Raw genomic sequence first — 18,577 nt, 5'->3', positions numbered from 1 at the left:
GGGCGGGGCGGGGCAACGGAACGCCCGCTCACATATATGGCCCTTTCCCCCGACGCCCGCTCACATATATGGCCAAATGCCGGAACGCCCGCTCAGATCATCTGAGCGAGCGTCAAGCCGGGAGGGCTTGTTTGTGAGCGAGCGTCTGGGGTGAGCACGGCGCAAAGGCGGGACGACAGCGCAACGGGACTGCCGCCGTCGGGCACTAACGGACCGTTCCCGACGCACCGACAGCGACGCTCGCTCAGATATATGACCCTTTCCCCCGACGCCCGCTCACATATATGGCCAAATGCGGCGACCCTCGTTCAGATCATCTGAGCGAGGGTCGCCGGAAAACACCCCAAAGGTGAGCGAGCGTCGGGAGGGGTGGGCGCTTAGGCTGAGGCCGACGCCGGGATCAAGGCGGGTCGCGGTGTCAGTTGCTTCCGCGCCCAGCGGGCCAGCTTCTTGCCTTTGCCTTTCCACCAGCTGTCCTCGTCCTTGTCTTGGTGCCAGCGGAAGATGATCATCACAATCACGAAAACGCCCATGGCCACGTCCGCCCAATTCCATTGGATCGCCTTGGCCAGCACGCTGACGCCCATGACGAGAATCGACGGCACTGCCAGGGTCTTGAAGATGGTGTTGGCGACATAGCGCCGATGCGACCGTGGCACGGACATGGCACGGACCATGTCGAAACACACGCAAACCACCACCATTGCCTGGCCCAGGTCCATCAGAATGAGCCCGGGCAGCGAACCGGCGAACATGGAAGCGGATTCCATCCCCGCGCTCAACGGACTGCCCCCGTCACCATGGGACGCGGAAAGGACACAACAGGATTGCAGGAAACACACATACGGATAACCCCCAGAGACCAGGAACTGCATTGAGACCAACTGGGTTCCATTCAATCTGGCGGCTCCGGGGCCGGTCACGAGTAGTGGGTACTCTACTTTGCGCGGCTGACTACTTGCCGCCGCGTGCAGTTACCCGGTCCGGGAACGGACCCACTACAGTCCCGGCCTAATACAGTGCGGGCGCGCCGGCCTGTGACGGTTCCTGGGGTTGGCCAGCCGGCAGCGCCACTGTGAAGGTGCTTCCACTACCGGGTTCGCTGCTGCAGGAGATGCTGCCTCCATGTCGTTCCACGATGGACTTGGTAATGGACAGCCCGAGGCCGACGCCGGGTATCGCGGCTTGACGGGCAGCATTTGTCCTGAAGAACCGGGTGAAAATCCTGGCCGACTCGTCGGTGGTCATGCCCATTCCCGTGTCCTTCACTTCGAGCTGGACCCAACCGTCGTTCCGCTCGGCCCTGATGGTCACGAGTCCGCCACCGGGTGAATACTTGATCGCGTTGGATACCAGATTGTCCAAGGCCTGGCCCAGCCTCAAGGGGTCGGCGTTCGCCCACAGGGGTGCCGGAACGTCGGCGACGAGTCCCACGTGCGCGGCGTCGGCCTGCGCCCGAGCAGAAACCAGGCTGTTTTCGACCAACCCTGCCAAATCCGTGCGCCGCAGATGCACGCTCTCTACTGCCGCGGCTGACGAGAGCAGGTCCTCCACCAAGGCCCGGAGCCGCTCGGCATTCCGCTCCGCAACTTCCAAGCCAAGCCTTGTTGCTGGTTGGAGCTCCTGGTCGCCGCGGAGCACAAGATCGATATTGCCCAGGATCGATGTCAGCGGCGAACCGAATTCGTGCGAAACGTTGGCAACCAGTTCGTCCTTGGCGGCAAGGGCATCGACAACATCCGTCACATCCTTGAAAACGATCACCGCACCACCAAACCCGTCGTCGAGCTCGCTTTTCATTCCCCGCGCGGCGGTTGAGATGGCCCGTTGACCGGTACCGGCGCCGAACCACAGCAGGTAGTCGGAATATGTTTCCCCTTGAACGGCCCTCCGAACAGGGCCCTTTTCAAGTGGGACTGGCGTCCGCCGGTCCTGGCCGAAAACCAGCCAGTCTTGTTCCCCGGGTCCCCGCGAGCCTTCCGCGGGCATTGCCATCTTTATGAATGCATTTTGTTGGTTGTTGATCAGGAGTGTTTCGCCCTTCGAATCGACGGCGACAATTCCGACGTCGATCGTGTCCAGGATTGTCTTGAGCAGCGTTTCCCGCTCCCTGCTCGCGGCCAACAATTGCCGCAGGGCCTGATCCCGCTGGCTTACCCGCCGTTGCTGCAGACGGGCATTTGAACCGGCCAGACGAATGGAGACTGCCATTGCAAACATCATGAGGGGCAAAAGCAGTACTGAAGAAATGTCTGACGACGTCGGACGGGGCATGTGCGAAATGACCGGCGGAATCGCGATGAGGAAAGGACCCACAAAGCTGAGGATCAGGCTTGTCCTGGAAAGCATGCCCGAGGCAGACAACCAGATCACGGGAAAGATAGCCAACGTGATGAGGCCCGGTACCGCGCTGAAGGCGCCGTTTCGAGTGAACCACAGGGCAACAAAATCCAAAATAGGGATTGCAAGGCCCGCGCTTGGCGACAATCTCTCCCAAGGAACCAGCAGACAGCCCAGGAACAGGATGCCGTGGAGGACGACTCCGGTGACGAACAACCAATTTTGGATTAAGCCTGGCCAAAGGGTTGGGGCTGCGATCGCCAAGCCCGCGATGATAAGCGTTAGCGGCAATTCACAGACAGCCAGGCGGGCGCGAGGCGTGAGTTTCCTGAAGAAACGGGCGGCCGCGCGGAAAAATGGCTGCTCACTCAAAGTCGAGACCCTTCGTTGGAGATTCGCGAACCAATTACTGCTCCACGCGATTCCCGAAGGAACCGCGCAGAGCCCACTATTCCCCCCAAGGAACCACAATACGACGCCCCGAACGATCCAACTGGAAGTTCGGAGCAGCGCTTAATCCACATATTAGATGCCAGATGGCTTCAATGCTTGTATCGTGAGTATTTGGGTGGCATTTACCGCATTGCGCTGGGCTGTGCGGCGATGTGCACCCACAAGGATGTCCAATGAGCGAGCCTGGGGTAGCTGTAGTCATTGAGGATGACGAAGATGTACGAAATCTGGTTGACGCCATCCTCAAAGAAGCTGGATTTGTGGTGCATTCTGCCGCCACCGGACGCGAAGGGGTGGAGGTCGTACGGGACCACCACGCCTCGGTAGTGACACTCGACGTCGGGCTTCCGGATATGGACGGCCACGAGGTCCTGCGTCGGATTCGGCAATTCAGCGACGCATATGTCGTGATGCTGACGGCCAGGCGCGACGAGCCGGACACGTTGACGGCATTCCTGACCGGCGCGGACGACTACGTCAAGAAACCGTTCTTGCCCCGTGAATTGAGGGCCAGAGTCACCGCCATGATGCGGCGGCCTCGCGCGGAGGGCAGGCTTGCGGAGGGCAGGCTTGCGTTGCCAGAGGAAGGTCGCGTGGGTTACGTGCCCGACGGCGGTGCGGCCGGGGGCGGTGCGGCCGGCGGCGGTGGTTCGGCCGGGACCGGAGGGCCAGATGGAGCGGTGATTCGGCACAACGGCTTGGCCCTGAACTACAAGTCACGCATGGTGACGCTTCAAGGTTCGGTCCTGACTCTGACGCGAAGCGAGTTCGATCTTCTCTACGACCTGCTTCGGGCCAAGGGCGAGGTGCGGACGCGCGCTGACCTTGTGAGGGCGGCCCGCGGAGACTACTACGACGACGATGCGTACATCAGCGACGCCGACGAACGGGCTGTTGAGACCCACATCGGCAACCTCCGCCGAAAGCTCCGTGAAGATCCACAATCGCCGCGATTTCTACAGACCGTCCGGGGAGTCGGGTATCGCCTGACACCGAAAAGGTCAGATTGAGCCGGCGAAGGTCAATCGTTCCGGAGTACGTAGCTGTCCTTTAGTTCCTGGACAGTCAGATGCCCGCATTCCGCAACTTCCTTGAGGAGGGGCCGAGCCTCCCGCAATTCACTTTTTCGAATGCGTTCCTCCAGTTGCGCTGCAAGCACCGCGAGGCGAACACCGCCAACCATAATTGACGAGGTTCGGAGGCTTAGGACCGCGTTCAGGGCCGCGGCCACGTCGCCGCGCTCGACGGCGGTGGCCAGGATTTCGTATCGCTTGACCCAGAGTTTTGCGAAGTCGCCGGCAAACGTGCGTGCGATCAGCGGATTGTCCACTTGGTCTTCCAGGAGTTGGAATTCCGCGAGATCCAGTATGGGATGTTCGGCCAGCGGGACGATGGGCAACCCAGTAGAGTCGTCGACTGAGCCGGGATGGCTCGGATCTGAATCCTCGTTGACCTCGCTGGAACCTGAACTGAACATAGCCCAATGCTACTTTCTGAATTTCCGGAAAAACCGAAGTTATGGCTATCTTAAGGAAATCTTAGGCCTTTCTTGATTTAAGCCTTTTTCATCTGGTCTGCCCAATTCGGAGAATGTGATATTGCGCTCAGCCTCCGCTGAACGTGGTTATGGTGTTGATGACGGCCGGACCCAGGATCGCAATGAACAGCACCGGGAAGATGAAGAACAGAAGAGGGAAGAGGATCATGACCGGAAGCTTCATTGCCTTTTCTTCGGCGCGTTGGCGGCGCTTCACCCTCATCACCTTTGCCTGGACCCGCAGGACCCGGCTGATCGCAATGCCGTATGTGTCCGCCTGGATTACGGCCTGCACGAAGCTTCGGAGCTCAGGAACGTTGGTACGCTCGGCCAGTGCCAGATAGGACTCGCGGCGGCTCCGCCCAACTTGCATGTCCTGCAGTGTCCGCACCAACTCCTCAGCCAGCGGCCCCTTCCCGTTTTCCCCGGCGCGGGCCAATGCTCCTTCGAAACCTAGGCCCGCCTCGACCGATATCAGCATTTGGTCCATGGTATTTGCGAGTTCCAATTGCAAGGCTTTTTGACGCTCTTGTCCTTTGCTGTAGAGCAAAAGATCCGGAATGAAGTAACCAAGCAATACAACAAAAATCCCTACGAGCTTGATGATCCCGCTCGAGCTGTTGGCACTGATGAATAGGCCCAAGAGCGCTCCGCATAATCCAAGGAAGGGCTTAGCCGCGAGGACGCGTCCCAAAGGGAGCGACGGCGGGCGGCCAGCCAGCGCGATCAGCCGATCCAGCTTCTGGACGTAGCTTCCAGGCGTCAGGCGGTAACCAATGTACTCGAGTGCGCCGCCACGATTTTGTGGACCGGCCTCGGCAACACTTTGACCCTGCGTCAAAAGCTCCTGGACGGCGCGCTGGGTTTTGCGGTCAACCGACAGGAACGACCAAGCCAGGTAGGCGATAGGCAGGGGAACTAATAGCAGTGAGAGGAGGAGAGAGGGATTCACGCGTCACCTCAAAATTTCAAGTCGATGATCTTGCGCATCCAGAGACCGCCAATGGTCATCAGGATGGCTGAACCCGCTATCATTCCCCATCCGAGCGGATTGGAGAACATCACGTCCATGTAGCCGGGGTTGACAACCATAAGCATGGTCACGATGCCGAACGGGAGCGCCATCAGGATGTATCCGGAGAACTTTCCCTCCGCGGCCAAGGATTTGATATGTCCCTTGATCTCGCTGCGTTCACGTATGGTCTCGTTGACTTGGTCCAAGACCTCCGCGAGGTTTCCACCCACCTCGCGGTTGATTTGGATGGCCTGCGCGATCCATACAAAGTCCTCGCTCCGCATTCGCTCCGCTGCGTCGTTGAGCGAGGCCTGGAGATCGCGGCCAAGGCTTGTCTCGGTGATGATCCGGCGCATTTCCTCTGCAGTCGGGCTGGCCGATTCATTGGCCGCAGCGTCGATGGCGCGGAGGATGCTGTGTCCGGCCCTCAAGCCGCCGGACAGTAGTTGGAGGGTGTCGCCAAGCTGAGCGTCGAATTTCCCGCGCCTTTTGCCAGCCAGGGAACCGAGGATGAGCCGGGCAACGAAGGGTGCCGGGATGAAGAATAGGATGGCCACCAACGGGCCCCCGATGACCAGCCCGATCAAAGCACCCACGAGTGCACCCGCAATCACAAGGATGAAGAAATCCGCCTGGCTCATCCGCAGTCCGGCATTCTCCAGTTCTTCACGATTGAAGAGCCGCACGTTGCGCCTGGCCAGAACCCCGTGAAGTACCTCGGTGGCAGAACCTGCAAACCGCGTCAGCTGGGACCCCGAGCCTTCGTGATAGGGCCGCCTCCTATCGAACGGAACTTCCGGGGTTTTCGGCAAAATCACAGCCACCCCGAAAAACAGGATGGCTGAAAGCATCAAGGCCATTCCGATCATGAGCACCATGTTCCACTCACGTCCTTGCTGCTGTTGCAGTTGCCAGGGGAGCGGCAAATACCCCGGGAGAAACGCGGATGCCCAGGTCATCGAAGCGGTCGATGAACCGCGGACGGATACCCGTTGGGACGGGCCTTCCAAGAAACATCCCGTGGGCGTCAACACCAGCCGAGTAGTCGAAAACAAAGGCGTCCTGGAGGGTGACGATGTCGCCTTCCATCCCTTGAACCTCAGTGACGTGTGTGATTCGGCGCGTTCCGTCCCGCAAACGGGAGATCTGGATGATGAGATTCACGGCCGAGGCAATTTGCTCGCGGATTGCGCGCAGCGGCAGGTCCATGCCGGCCATGAGCACCAAGGTTTCAAGGCGTGCCACCGCATCGCGAGGGGAATTTGAGTGCACCGTTGAGAGTGAACCGTCGTGCCCGGTGTTCATCGCCTGAAGCATATCGAGGGACTCTCCGCCGCGGACCTCGCCGACGACGATCCTGTCGGGGCGCATACGGAGGGAGTTCCTGAGCAACTCCCTGATGGTCACTTCACCCTTGCCCTCGGTGTTTGGGGGCCTGCTCTCAAGCCTGACCACATGTTGCTGTTGGATCTGCAGTTCTACGGCGTCCTCGATCGTGACAATCCGGTTGTCCTCGGGGATGAAAGAAGACAGGACATTCAACAACGTGGTCTTTCCCGTTCCGGTACCCCCGGAAACAATGATGTTCAGCTTCGCCTTGACGCAAGCGTTAAGGAGCTCAGCCATCTCGGGTGTGAGCGTGCCGAAGTCGATCAGGTTCCTGATGGTCAACGGTATTTTGCTGAATTTTCGGATGGTCAGCGACGATCCGCCCACCGCGAGGGGAGGGATCACGGCATTGACTCGGGACCCGTCCTCAAGTCGCGCATCAACGAGGGGTGACGACTCATCGATTCTGCGCCCCACCTTCGAAACAATGCGTTCGATGACCCTCCTGAGATGGTCCTCGGAGCTGAATCCGGAATCCGTCAAGGTCAGCTTGCCTTTTCGTTCGACATAGATCTGGTCCATTCTGTTGACCATGATTTCGGTGACCTCTGGATCGTCCAGCAAGCGTTGGAGCGGCCCATAGCCAAGGACGTCATCCGCCACGTCGGCCACGAGCCTGCTGCGCTCATCCGCGGACAATGGAACCTGCTCGCCGTCGATGATCCGGATGAGCTCTTCCCGAGCAGTAGACCGCAACTCCTGTTCGCTGACGCTCGAGTCGTTGAATCTTGCCCCCAGTCGCTCGAACAGCGCCGTAGCGGCGCGCTGCTTGAGGGCAGCGAAAGCGTCCACCGGTTGCGGGGTCCTGAGCTTCGGCGAGTCAGGGACGTCGGACAGCTTGACTGACGTGTGGGGTTTTGCGGCACCGCTAGGCTTCCCGCCGGTAATTGGCCTTCCTTGCTGAGTGGACTCAGCGAACGTCGGTTTGGGCGAAGACGGCGTGTTTGCGACCCTCCGGCCGACAGACACCTCGACCTTGTCCTCGGCAGCATGCAGGCGTTCGGAAAGCTTCATTAGACCACTACCCTTCTGTGCAGTTTGCGCTGCGCCGTGGCACGCCACGTGGGATTGAACCGCTCCACAAGTTGCTTGAGCCCTTTGACGGCCGGATCCTTTACCGAGTCCTGGAGCACGGGAATGCCGCGATTTGTCGAGAATGCGACGGCTTTCGATCGAGGGATACTCACGTCAACCGGAGCACCGACGGTCGATTCGACGTCCTGGACCGACAGCCCCGACTTGGAATCAGCCATGTTGAGCACCACGTGCCGGGTTTCCGGCAGGAGGTTCAGCCTGCGGAGAATGTCCAGGCCGGAGCGAAGGCCGCGGACGCTAGGAACGTCCATGCCCGTCACCCAGACAGCGTCCGAGCATCGTTCGAGGGCAGCAAGCCCGATTTCGGGTAGTCCGGGTGCCGTGTCCACTACCACGTACTGGAACTCTTGGGCGAGCTGTTCGAGGAGCCTGCCCACCTGTTCCGGCGAGATCTCGTCTGCTTCAACGGGGTCCTTCGGCGCACACAAGGCATAAATGCTTGCCGGGTGGACCGTCAGGAAGGCCTTGAGTACCAAGGAATCCTGGCTGGCCGACGGCGTGACGGCGTCGGTAACAGTATGTTCCGGATTGAGGTAGAGCCCGGAGGCGACGTCACCGAATTGCAGGTCCAGGTCGACGATCACCACGCTCATGGGCGCGATCTTCCCCAGCCCCACGGCGATGTTTGTGGCGATGGTCGTCTTGCCCACGCCACCCTTGGGCGAAAAGACGCCGATCACCAAGCCCTTCGGGGAGCCCGATTGCTTGGGTTCCATGGTGCGCTGCCGGCTGGCGAAAGACTGGCATGCGCGCTCAAGCATGATCCGTATCTGGGCCACGTCCGCTGCCGGGCTCATGATGTCGCGAATACCGGACCGCATGGCCTGGAGCACGAAAGACGGATCCAATTCGCTCACAAGGATCACGCTCAGCTCCGGCAATTGCACATCGAAGACGGTAGCCAAGCGAAGGGCGTCCTCAACGGGAACGTCAGGTCCCAGAATCAGCACTTCGAGTTGTTCCTGATTGAGCGCGCCAAACAGCTCAGCAGGATCGGCAGGCAAAACGCTCGTGAAGAATGTCTGCACGCTTCCGGGCAGGCCACCCGCAACAGCTTGGCGCAGCCGTTGGTCAAAATCGGTATTGGGGGTTATCAGGACAAAACGGCTCACCTGTATACCCCGCTCTTCTGCATGACGGTGGGACCACTGTCTTTGGCATCCAACGGCTCTTTGCTGAGCCAGATCTTTTCAAACTCGGCGGCGAAGACAATCTTGGATGCGTCCACATCGCTCACTGCAACGGTGAGCATGAGGGAGCCCGTAGGAAGCGCGCTGTCTTTGGAGCCGGCCGCACCGGAACTCGGATTCGGCGTCGCCTGTGCACTGGCTGCCGGCTGCGGGGCGCGCTGCACCATGGTCACAAGAACCTTGTGAATCGCCAATTCAGTGGTTTCCTTGTCCGGCTTCGCCTCGATTCCACCATTCGCCATGGAGATGAAGATTCCGATGTGATCACCTGGAACCAGCAGTCCCCCGACTACCCGCTGGGGTTCCAGTTGAAAGGAGACCTCTTGAAGCCCTGCCGGCACCTTGACGTCCCCTGGAGTCTTGAGTGCATCCGGGGCCACCAAACGTTCGGCCACCAGGGTTTCGCCAGGGACGAGGTCGACGGCGGCGACCTTGCCTGCTGAATCCCCGAGGGTATGTAGCGCTGTTTTTGGCACGGCCGAGCCCGGCATTTGCTGGGTAACGACGGAATCCTTCATGGCGTCCACGGAGGTGCCGGCCGGGATCGCGGCCTTGACAACCAACACGTCAACCGGAGCCAGGTTCTGGACAGCCCGCTGGTCCGCGCCCTGAGCGTAGGAGAAGACGAGAATCACCCCGACGACGGCCAGCAGTGCCGCTGCCGATCCGGCCAACAAGCGTGACTTCACTTACTACTCCTGTGCTCAATGAATGGACGAAAGCTAATTGGTGAGGCGGACAATGGTCGCCCCAAACGCGTCTACCGGGCCCAGCGAGTAGCCATCCGCCAGCGAAACGTACTTGACGAAACTCCCGATGATCCCGCGGCAGTTTCCGTTGCAGGAAAGTGCCGAAGTCACATACGGACTGGTATTGCGAAAACTGTCCGGCAGGCTGTTGTTGCCGCTGAAGGTCCACCCGGCCACTTTGAATGCGGCGAAGGACACCAGATGGTAGATGGCGCCGGCTCCTGTACCTGTGACGGCGTCGAAGACCGGAAGCAGAACGACGACGTCGCGGCCAGCGTTGATGGAATCGGCCCACTTTTGAAGGGTGGCTGCGCAATTGCCCGGCGTACTGTTCCCCGGGGCACTCCCACCTTCACTGACTGCGAGGTTTATCGTGCCGCCGCACGCGCCAGGATCTTGGACAATCCAGCCGTACCCCCCGGCAACCGTGGCGCCTGAAGGGCCGTAATTGCAGCTGGGGTTGGCACCGGAGCCGTGATCCTGAAGAAGCTGTAGCGCTCCGCCGATGTAACCCTGTACCTGGCAGATGGAATACGCGAGGGGAAACGGAGTCCTGCCAGCCACGGCGCTCCCCCACTGAACACTGGACGTGGTCACAACGTCGCTCGTGCTGAAGCCCAGGACGCGAGCGAAGAACAGCGAGACGGCGTTCGGCGCGCCGCCCGCCTGCTGGGCTCCAGCTGTCACGGTGACTTGCCGGTTCGTCAGATCCAAGCTGACGGACTTGATGTTGTTCAAACCGTCGATGGCGTTTTTGTTTGCGATGCTGCTTGCGATGGGAGACGTCGATGAGCAGTTCGCGTCGCTCGTGTTGGCGGCGCACTTTTGTGCCACTGCGAGGGCCGCGGCGTCGGACCCGTTCTGGACCTGCGCCCGTTCCGAGTAGAGCATTCCTACATCCACTGCCATGGCGGCAAACCCGAGCAGCACCACCAACAAGAGCGCGACGAGGACCGCTACCGCTCCGCGTTCGCCGTCGTCTCCCCTCAGCCGCTGCATACCATGACTCCTACGCCTTGCATGGGAAAAGGCCCCGCGATTCCCGTGAGGGTGCTGAGGGTGTAGTTGATCGTCACGGACATTTGGGCGCCCGAGGTGCAGCTGGCGGGAGTGAAGACGAAATTCGTGTCCTGCAGTTTTGGATTCAGCGAGACGCCTGCGTTCTTAGCTGCTGTCTTTGCCGCCGTTTGATCATTCGAGATCGCCATAACCCGAACCGCTTCCCGGGCTGAATTTGAGAGCGATACTTGCGCGTTATAGGCCCTGCCGAATTCCATGATGCCCAGGAGCAGCATGACCAAGATTGGTGCCAGCAACGCGAATTCGACCGCCACGGCACCGCGCTCTGCTGCCCTGGCCATGAGAGTCTGCCTTTCGTGCTGTGGAGTCGCGTGCTGTTGAAACAAGAAGGGAGCCTCTAGAAAAAAGGGGTGTCGGTGGGTGGGATTTGAGCCCCACCCACCAAACTGGCTCCTGCGGTGACGGCTACTTCGAGCAACTGCCGGGAACTGCCGCCGTCGAACCGGACGCAGCGACGGTCCCGGTCCAAGCGCCGCCCTTGACGCTGCAAGCCGTGCTGTTGAAGGTCTCGACGAGATTCCCGCCGAGCAGTGACACAGCGACGATGATGACAACAGCGATGAGGGCAACCATGATGCCGTACTCGACGGCGGTGGCGCCGGTTTCGTCACGCTGCGCGCGAGACATGGATTTTAGGACGTTGGAAAGCACTGAATCTCCTAGCATGTATCGGCGAACGTAGCGGGGGCACATGCCCGGGCTAACGTTCAACCCTGAGTGGGTGTACTTACTTGGAGCAGGAGCCGGCAACCGTAGATGTTGCCGCCGTGTAGACGCCGCCCTTCACGCTACAAGCCGTGTTGCTGAAGGTCTCCTTCAGGTTTCCACCCAGCAGCGTGACAGCGACGATGATGACAACAGCAATGAGGGCGACCATGATGCCGTACTCGACGGCGGTCGCGCCGGTTTCGTCACGACGGATGCGGGACGCGGTGTTTGAGACCAGAGAAAACATGTGAAACTCCTGAGCGAGTTGGGGAATGTGGGCTGGTCCAGCACCAGCTCTCTAGCAACTTAGCAACGCCAAATACCCCGTGGAGCAGTCCTTGGGACTTCCTGTGTCAAGACTCGCGATCCTGCGCATTTCTTGGGTTAAACCTAGGGAAACCCTTGCGATCTTGGGCTTTCCTGCCGAGCCCGAGCAAAGGTGGGAAAGCAGCTCAACCGCCGCGCCGCCGTCGGGCCCCAGCCCGGAACCCTCGCTCACATATACGGCCAAATCCCGGAACCCCCGCTCGGATATGTGGCCGAATCCCCGAACCCTCGCTCGGATATATGGCCGAATCCCGGAACCCTCGCTCAGATCAAATGAGCGAGCGTCCGCCGAAAACACCCCAAAAGTGAGCGGGCGTCGGAGGGGGGCGCAACGCTAGGCGGGCGGGGGTTCGACGGTCACCGTGCCCGCGTCGCCGTCGACGGTGATTTGTTGGCCGCTCGTGAGCCGTTGGGTGGCGACTCCGGTGCCGAGCACGGCGGGGATGCCGTACTCCCGCGCCACGATGGAGCTGTGGCTCAACGGGCCGCCGACGTCCGTGACCACGGCGGAGGCCATCGCGAACAGCGAGGTCCACGCGGGAGTGGTGATACGGGCAACCAGGACCTCGCCGGGCGCCATCTGGCTGAAATCCTGGGGCCCGCCCAGCACACGCGCAGGAGCACTGACCCGGCCGGCACTGGCGCCGACTCCTTTGATGACGTCGCCCGCCTGGTCCTGGGAGCGTGCCGGCATCATCGATTCGAAAGCGCCCTTCATCCAACGGGTCTCCGGCAGCAGTTGCGGCGCGGCCGCCTTGGCCTGGCCGCGCCAAAGCATCTTGCGCTCGTCGATGACGTCGGCGCGGACGGGGCGCGCCGCCCCGGTAATTGCCACGGCCACGGGTGCGGGCGGTTCCGTCGAGCCCGGCGGTTGCGGCGCGGCGAGGCCGAACTCGACGGCGCTTTGCAGCTCCTGTTGCCGCAGCCAGAAAACGTCGGCGGGGCGGGCGATGACGCCTGAGTAGACCAGCCGTTGTCCGAGTTCGAGCAGCATCCGCCGGATCAGCGGCCAGGCGAGCCCGACGTCGGCGAGCGCGTCTTCGCGGATCGGTGCGGACTTCTGCGCCCACCGGAGCAGACGAATGAACGGCGCCCTGCGACTCCGCCCGAGCCGGGTCCGTCCGAGCCGGGCGAGTATGCGCTCGGTTTGGTCCTCCCGCCGGGCGGCCGAGAGCCGCTGGCGCTCATGCGGATCGTTGCCTTGTCCCCGGAGGTAGAACTTCACCGTGTCCAATAGCGCCGAAGGATCGTCGGCCGGCACCGGGCTGGCGAAATCCAGGTTGTAGACCGCATGGCCGAAGCGATCGAGGTGGGCTTGGAAACGCGGACGCCATTGCTGCCAAAGGGCCGGGTCCATGCCGGCAGGCGGGAGCCAGTTTCGCTGCGACTCGGCCAGTGCGGCCGTCGGTTGATTGAGGATTGCCGGGGCGAGCCCCTCGACTTCCCGGGCCCACGCGGCGAGGTCGTACAACGATTTCTCTGCCCGTATGGGTTCACTGTCGTAGCCGAGGAGGAACGTCTCCGCCGAAGGATCTCCAGCGCGTCGGATGAGTTTGTCGTAATACGCGCGGAAGGAAATTTCGCTCGTGGCGGCGATCGGTATGACGGACTCCACGGCCGTGTAGTACACGGTTCCGGCGTCGAGCAGCGTCCGGACACCCGCAAGCAGCTCCTCTCCCGAAAGCTCCCCCAGGGACTTGGCGGACCAGTCCTCGAGCACCTGCTTATAGCGCGGATGCGAGAATTCCCTCCAGCCAGCCAAGCCCATGTGTGCCTTGCCACGAGCCAAGGCGACCACGGCGGGACCAACCTTGCCCATCACGCGCCACATCGCCGCGGTGCGGTAGTAGTAGTACGCGTACCCGTTGATAGTGGGCAGCCCGACGTCGCCGTCCCTGACCACTTCGCTCCCAACGGCCTCGTTCATCAGGGCCTTGAGGGACCTGGTCACCGAGCCGTCGATGAGGTCGGCGAACAGGGGCGAGAGCGGGTCCGGCAGTTGTTCCACGATGCTTGCCCGGAAGTAGAGCCCCTTCGGGTAGGGCAACGGCCAGGTGTCCGGGGTATCGGCTACGGGTTCAGGCAATGCCGTGATGGGTCGGGATTGCAGCATGAAGAAATTGCCGTCCGCCCGCGCCCATTCGATGTCCTGCGGAGTTCCGAAGTAGTCCGAAATCCTCGTTCCATAGCGGGCCAGCGCGGCGGCAGCCCCGTCGTCGAGCACGGCCCGGTTCCGAAGCGCCGCCGGGACCGGCTGCTCCGTAGTGCCTCCTTGGTCCGGCGCGACGTCGGCGCTGTCGGCGGCGCGGTCCGGGACGCCCTCGGCGTACACAGTCATGACTTCCTTGTCGGACGTCCGGCGCGAGAGCACGCGGCCGGTTCCAGCTTCCACAACAAGGTCATCCGTAGTGACGGTTCCACTGACCACGGACTCCCCCAGGCCCCACGCGGCACTGATGGCGATCTGGTCGCGTCGGCCGTTGGCAGGATTGGCGGTGAACATGACCCCGGCCGCCTCGGCCTCCACCATTCGCTGGACAACCACTGCGAGGCGTACATCGCCGGGCGCAATGCCTTCACGGTTCCGGTAGGCCATGGCCCGCGCCGTCCACAAGGAAGACCAGCAGTCGACGACGGCGGCATCCAGCGCTTCCGCCCCGCGGACGTTGAGGTAGGTTTCCTGTTGCCCGGCGAAACTGGCCGAGGCAAGGTCCTCGGCCGTGGCGGACGAGCGCACCGCAACCGCCACGGGCGCGCCGTCGCCGCCGCCGTCGTCGCCCCCGAGCGCACCGTCGCCGCCGTCGTCGCCGCGAAGGCCTTCATAAGCGGCGGCGAGCTCGTATGCGATGGCCGCAGGCATGGTGCCACCGGTGAAAAGGTCCCGGATCGCGGCCGAGGCGTCCTCGTAATCCTGGGGCGCGGCCTCCGACGGGAGGGTCGCCAGTTCCTGGATGCGCGCCTGGATCCCGTTGGCATCCACGAAGGCCTCATACGCTGCGGTGGTCAGCACGAACCCGGGAGGGACCGGCAGCCCGGCGCGGACCAGGTTGCCCAGCCCGACGCCCTTGCCGCCCGCCACGGCGACGTCCGCTGCCTGGACATCGGCGAAGTTGTAGATGTAGGTCATGACCGTCGCTCCTTGTCGCGGAGACGCCCTCATCGAGCCTGACCCACAACATACTGCCACGCCGTTGGGCGCGAGGCGATGGCTGGGCCGGCCGGCTTCTTACTGCGGGCTCAACGCGCGTTTCACCGCCGCTTGGTCGCAGGCCTGGAGAACACGGATGAACTCGTCCATTGCTTCCGGCCCCGCGTCGGTGTCAGCCACGCGAACAAGGTGGGAGGCGAGGACTGCGACTTTGACGTTCGTCATGCTGCTGCAACCCGCCAGCAGTTTGAAGGCGGCCTCGGAGCTGAGGAGCAACCGCCCCATCAGGATGCCGCGTGCCTGATTGATGACGCCCCGCGTCGCATTGGCGCCCGCGACGGCGTCACGCGCCGCCTGCTCGGTTTCCCGCCGCAGCGTGGACGTCAGGTCCACCGTGGTCCCCTCGAGCGCGACGGTGCCCGAGGGGCCCAGTTGCGCATTCCCCGCCGTCAGGACCCTGCGGACATGTCCCTGCGCGTCGATGATCCGGTGGTAAATGCAGAAGTGTCCGCCCTCGCGGAATACCTGAGCCAGGATCTCCATGGCCCGCGGCCGGTCATCCGGGTGCTTGTGCGACATCAGCAGCTCGAGCGTGGGCACTACTTCCCCACGCTGGTAGCCGTGGAGATTGAAGAGCCCGTCGGACCATTCCGCTTTCCCGGTGAGCGGGTCAAAGAGGAAAGTTCCGGCCGGAAAGCCGGGGGCGCCCAGTGCACTCGAGTACGTATGAGGGCTGTCCAACATGGCGCAAAGACTCATTTCATAAGGTTGCTTATTAATTCAGCTAAGCGTACAGAATACAACGCGTACGACGGCGGTGCGCACCGCCTGCTCACGGCCCGCCGCAACCCGGGGCTTGGTTCCCGGCAGGGTGTTTGTAGCGCCCATGCAGGAAACCAGCCCCGGGTATGCAAGAAACTACCACGTACGGGAAACAAGCCCCAGTATGCGTTCGAATCAGCAGCTAGTCCTTCACCACCACCTTGCCGACCATTCCAAAGTAGTCGTGGAGTGCGCAGATGTAGTCGTACACCCCTGCCTTGTTGAAGGTCACCGTGAACGTCACGCCCGGCGGCAAGATCCCAGAATTGAGCTGCCCGCCCGTGTAATTCGTCGGATCGCCCAGCGGCGGGAACGGGTTGGCCGGCTCGGCACCGAAGGTCACCGTGTGCGGCTCGCCCATGCCGTTGTTCACGAAGCTCACGCTCTCGCCAACGTGGATGACCACCTTTGGCTCGATGAACCGCATGACGCTGGCCACGCCGTCGTCGGCTCCGGCAATCACGGTGTGGTTGTCCGCCTGGTCGCGGGCGTCGCTCCATAGCTGGTAGCCGTCACGGATGATGGCCCGTTCAGCACGCTCTATCCGGTTGTTGTATTGCTCCTGGGTGTACGGGTAGTCCGTACCTTTGGCCCGCACGTGGACTGTGCCCTTCATGGCCGCGCCATGCACCAGGCAGTAGTACGTGAAATCGCCGGTATCCGGGAACTTCAAGGTGTAGGAACCGACTTCGGAGAACCCACTGTTCGAGACGTTCGACATCACGCCGGAGTTGTAATAGGAGTGCCCGTCGTAGGAGGTGCCGCCCTGCGCGGATATATAGAGGGGACTGAATGGATCAAAGGGTTGCGTGGACTCGATGGTTTGCCCGGCGGCCAGGAACGTGACTGTATGTATTTCGGCCGCGTTGGCCTCCCAGGTGACCTTGTCACCCGCATTGATGTAGATGTTTTTCGGCAGGAAGGACATTCCCTGGATGGCCTGGTCCGACGATTCGGAGCCGACCTGGACGGTCCACGTCCTTGGGGATTTGCCAGTGTCCGCTGCCGCTGTGCCGCTGAGCGCGACCGGCAATACCAGGGCAAGGAGCAAAATCATGAGCGCCCGAAAGCGCGGCAATAAGAGGGGTTTTGGATGAGCAGTCATAAGACTCATTCCTTAGGAAAATCTTTGCTGACCGGCTGTTATTAGCCTGGAAATTTTGAGGCGCCGGAGACCATGGCGTCGTTTGACGGTGACTCGGTTTCTTTTAATTCCCTATGAACTTCAGCTCGCAACTGCTGCCCGTCCCCCGCATACGGCGCGGCGCCACGGCGTTGGGGCCATGCAGGATCCTCCCTTGCTCGCAGGGATAACGTCCGGTTCCGTGGGCCGAGAGCCCCCCATTACGGAACCGAAAGGACACGGCAAAACCGGCCCATGTGAAGGCGAGAGATTTATCTCTCATCGTGCTACCAAGACGTTATTTTGTCGAGACACCAGGACTGCGCTCGGGTGATTTTTGTGGCCGAAATGAGGCCTTCCCTGCCGCGTTTTTAACCCACCTGGGTGATACGTTCCGGACATGAACGGACGACGGCGACTGTGGCTTGCGGCGGGACTGGCAGTTTTGCTGGCCCTGGTGGTGGTTCTGGCCGCGGTCATCGCCGGATCCAACAACACCCCGTCCTCCGCACCGTCCTCCTCAAGCCCCACCGCGACCCCCACGCCGTCGGCAACTCAAACCCGTAAGCCAACCGCAGCCGCATCTGCCCCCGCACCTGCCCCGCCGACAATCCCGGAGCTTCCGGCGGCGCCAATGAACATCCTGGTGATCGGCAGCGACAGCCGTGAAAATGCCAAAGAAGAGAACAACCAGACCATCACAACAGGCCAGGCATCGGACCAACGTTCGGATTGCCTGATGCTGATCCACGTTCCGGCGGACCGGCACAAGGTCTACGGTATTTCGATCATGCGCGACAATTGGGTGGACATCCCCGGCTTCGGCGCGTCAAAAGTAAATTCGGCCCTCGGTCTGGGAGGCACCCCCCTGGTGGTCCGTACGGTGGAATCGCTGCTCGGCGCCCATGTGGACCACACGGTCATGCTTGATTTCCACGGCTTCAAACTCCTCACGGATGCCTTAGGTGGCATCGACGTCAATGTCACGCTGCCGTTCACCTCCACTATTGAGACCCAGCATCAATTCGTGGCCGGCATCAACCACTTGGATGGACAGGCCGCCCTGGAGTTTGTCCGCGAGCGCCATGCCTTCGTCGACGGCGACTACCAGCGCGTCCGCGACCAGCAGACGTTCCTCCGCGCTCTCCTGGTCAAGCTTTCGGGAGGCGTGCAGAATCCTGCCAGCGTGCTGGGACTCGTCCAATTCGCAGCCAATGACCTCACCGTGGACGACGGCTTTGACCCGATGTCCGTCGCCATCCTGGCCTACGGACTCCGCACCGTGGATCCCACGGCATCAGTCTTCTTCACCTTGCCCACCGCGGGCACGGGTACTTCCCCAGACGGACAATCGATCGTTCTGCCGGATTACGCGGGGATCGGGGAAGTGGCCGCGGCGCTGCGGGACGACACCCTCCCGCAGTATGTGGCAGCCCACGGTTACTGAGGCTCCGCGGGCTACTCGTTTCCACTACTGGGAGGCAGCAATGCATTTGCCTCCCACCACTCGAAAACTACTTGATCGAATCTTTAACCAAACTTCGAGAAAAGCTTGCGGGAACCTTGCGGCTTCCTAAAAAACCTGCCCGAAAGTAGAGGAC

General features: G+C 61.7%; 17 protein-coding genes. 2 read left to right on the top strand and 15 right to left on the bottom strand.

Annotation, left to right across the window (positions count from 1 at the left end; genetic code table 11):
- Positions 1-377 precede the first annotated feature (377 nt).
- Together AC3WJM_RS22040 and AC3WJM_RS22035 are read right to left on the bottom strand one after the other, a co-directional pair.
- Positions 378-770, bottom strand: coding sequence for a hypothetical protein (locus AC3WJM_RS22040; protein WP_059389568.1), 393 nt, complete (start codon positions 768-770; stop codon positions 378-380).
- Between the two features lie 241 nt (positions 771-1,011).
- Entirely contained in the window at positions 1,012-2,556 is a 1,545-nt protein-coding gene (locus AC3WJM_RS22035; RefSeq protein WP_253257456.1) for a sensor histidine kinase, read from the bottom strand.
- Between the two features lie 410 nt (positions 2,557-2,966).
- On the opposite strand from AC3WJM_RS22035, the gene AC3WJM_RS22030 reads away from it, so the two are divergent.
- Entirely contained in the window at positions 2,967-3,803 is an 837-nt protein-coding gene (locus AC3WJM_RS22030; protein ID WP_492272941.1) for a response regulator transcription factor, read from the top strand.
- Positions 3,804-3,814: 11 nt separating this feature from the next.
- Here AC3WJM_RS22030 and AC3WJM_RS22025 read toward each other — a convergent pair whose 3' ends face one another.
- The 13 genes from AC3WJM_RS22025 to AC3WJM_RS21965 form a co-directional block, all read right to left on the bottom strand.
- Complete coding sequence (locus AC3WJM_RS22025) at positions 3,815-4,270, bottom strand: Hpt domain-containing protein (protein WP_284990031.1); 456 nt, start codon at positions 4,268-4,270, stop codon at positions 3,815-3,817.
- 127 nt (positions 4,271-4,397) lie between these two features.
- Complete coding sequence (locus tag AC3WJM_RS22020; protein WP_490783695.1) at positions 4,398-5,282, bottom strand: type II secretion system F family protein; 885 nt, start codon at positions 5,280-5,282, stop codon at positions 4,398-4,400.
- Between the two features lie 8 nt (positions 5,283-5,290).
- On the bottom strand, positions 5,291-6,223 hold the full coding sequence (locus tag AC3WJM_RS22015; RefSeq protein WP_492272940.1) for a type II secretion system F family protein: 933 nt from the start codon (positions 6,221-6,223) through the stop codon (positions 5,291-5,293).
- A gap of 7 nt (positions 6,224-6,230) precedes the next feature.
- On the bottom strand, positions 6,231-7,748 hold the full coding sequence (locus AC3WJM_RS22010) for a TadA family conjugal transfer-associated ATPase (RefSeq protein ID WP_492272939.1): 1,518 nt from the start codon (positions 7,746-7,748) through the stop codon (positions 6,231-6,233).
- Positions 7,748-8,941 carry a CpaE/TadZ family protein gene (locus AC3WJM_RS22005; RefSeq protein ID WP_492272938.1) on the bottom strand — a complete coding sequence of 398 codons (1,194 nt, stop codon included), beginning with the start codon at positions 8,939-8,941 and terminating at the stop codon, positions 7,748-7,750. Before AC3WJM_RS22005 ends, AC3WJM_RS22010 begins: the two co-directional genes overlap by 1 nt.
- Positions 8,938-9,708 (bottom strand): Flp pilus assembly protein CpaB, encoded by a 771-nt coding sequence (gene cpaB, locus AC3WJM_RS22000; protein WP_492260772.1) that lies wholly within the window; start codon positions 9,706-9,708, stop codon positions 8,938-8,940. Before cpaB ends, AC3WJM_RS22005 begins: the two co-directional genes overlap by 4 nt.
- A gap of 33 nt (positions 9,709-9,741) precedes the next feature.
- Entirely contained in the window at positions 9,742-10,767 is a 1,026-nt protein-coding gene (locus AC3WJM_RS21995) for a pilus assembly protein TadG-related protein (protein ID WP_492272937.1), read from the bottom strand.
- Positions 10,755-11,129 carry a TadE/TadG family type IV pilus assembly protein gene (locus tag AC3WJM_RS21990; RefSeq protein WP_284990038.1) on the bottom strand — a complete coding sequence of 125 codons (375 nt, stop codon included), beginning with the start codon at positions 11,127-11,129 and terminating at the stop codon, positions 10,755-10,757. The genes AC3WJM_RS21995 and AC3WJM_RS21990 overlap by 13 nt, the downstream gene beginning before the upstream one ends.
- A gap of 124 nt (positions 11,130-11,253) precedes the next feature.
- Positions 11,254-11,499, bottom strand: coding sequence for a Flp family type IVb pilin (locus AC3WJM_RS21985; RefSeq protein ID WP_284990039.1), 246 nt, complete (start codon positions 11,497-11,499; stop codon positions 11,254-11,256).
- 76 nt (positions 11,500-11,575) lie between these two features.
- A complete protein-coding gene (locus tag AC3WJM_RS21980) occupies positions 11,576-11,803 on the bottom strand; it encodes a Flp family type IVb pilin (protein WP_492272936.1) in 228 nt (75 codons plus the stop codon).
- 414 nt (positions 11,804-12,217) lie between these two features.
- A complete protein-coding gene (locus AC3WJM_RS21975) occupies positions 12,218-15,010 on the bottom strand; it encodes a PEP/pyruvate-binding domain-containing protein (RefSeq protein WP_492272935.1) in 2,793 nt (930 codons plus the stop codon).
- A 99-nt stretch (positions 15,011-15,109) separates the two neighbouring features.
- Entirely contained in the window at positions 15,110-15,775 is a 666-nt protein-coding gene (locus tag AC3WJM_RS21970; RefSeq protein WP_307054626.1) for a PAS and ANTAR domain-containing protein, read from the bottom strand.
- 220 nt (positions 15,776-15,995) lie between these two features.
- Positions 15,996-16,958 (bottom strand): plastocyanin/azurin family copper-binding protein, encoded by a 963-nt coding sequence (locus tag AC3WJM_RS21965; RefSeq protein WP_492272934.1) that lies wholly within the window; start codon positions 16,956-16,958, stop codon positions 15,996-15,998.
- Positions 16,959-17,376: 418 nt separating this feature from the next.
- On the opposite strand from AC3WJM_RS21965, the gene AC3WJM_RS21960 reads away from it, so the two are divergent.
- Positions 17,377-18,423 carry an LCP family protein gene (locus AC3WJM_RS21960; RefSeq protein WP_492272933.1) on the top strand — a complete coding sequence of 349 codons (1,047 nt, stop codon included), beginning with the start codon at positions 17,377-17,379 and terminating at the stop codon, positions 18,421-18,423.
- The last annotated feature ends 154 nt before the right edge of the window (positions 18,424-18,577 follow it).

It is taken from the genome of Arthrobacter sp. FW306-1B-G06A, from assembly GCF_058781765.1.
The sequence above is the reverse complement of the archived record's forward strand: the minus strand, read 5'-3'. Positions and strand labels throughout refer to the sequence as shown.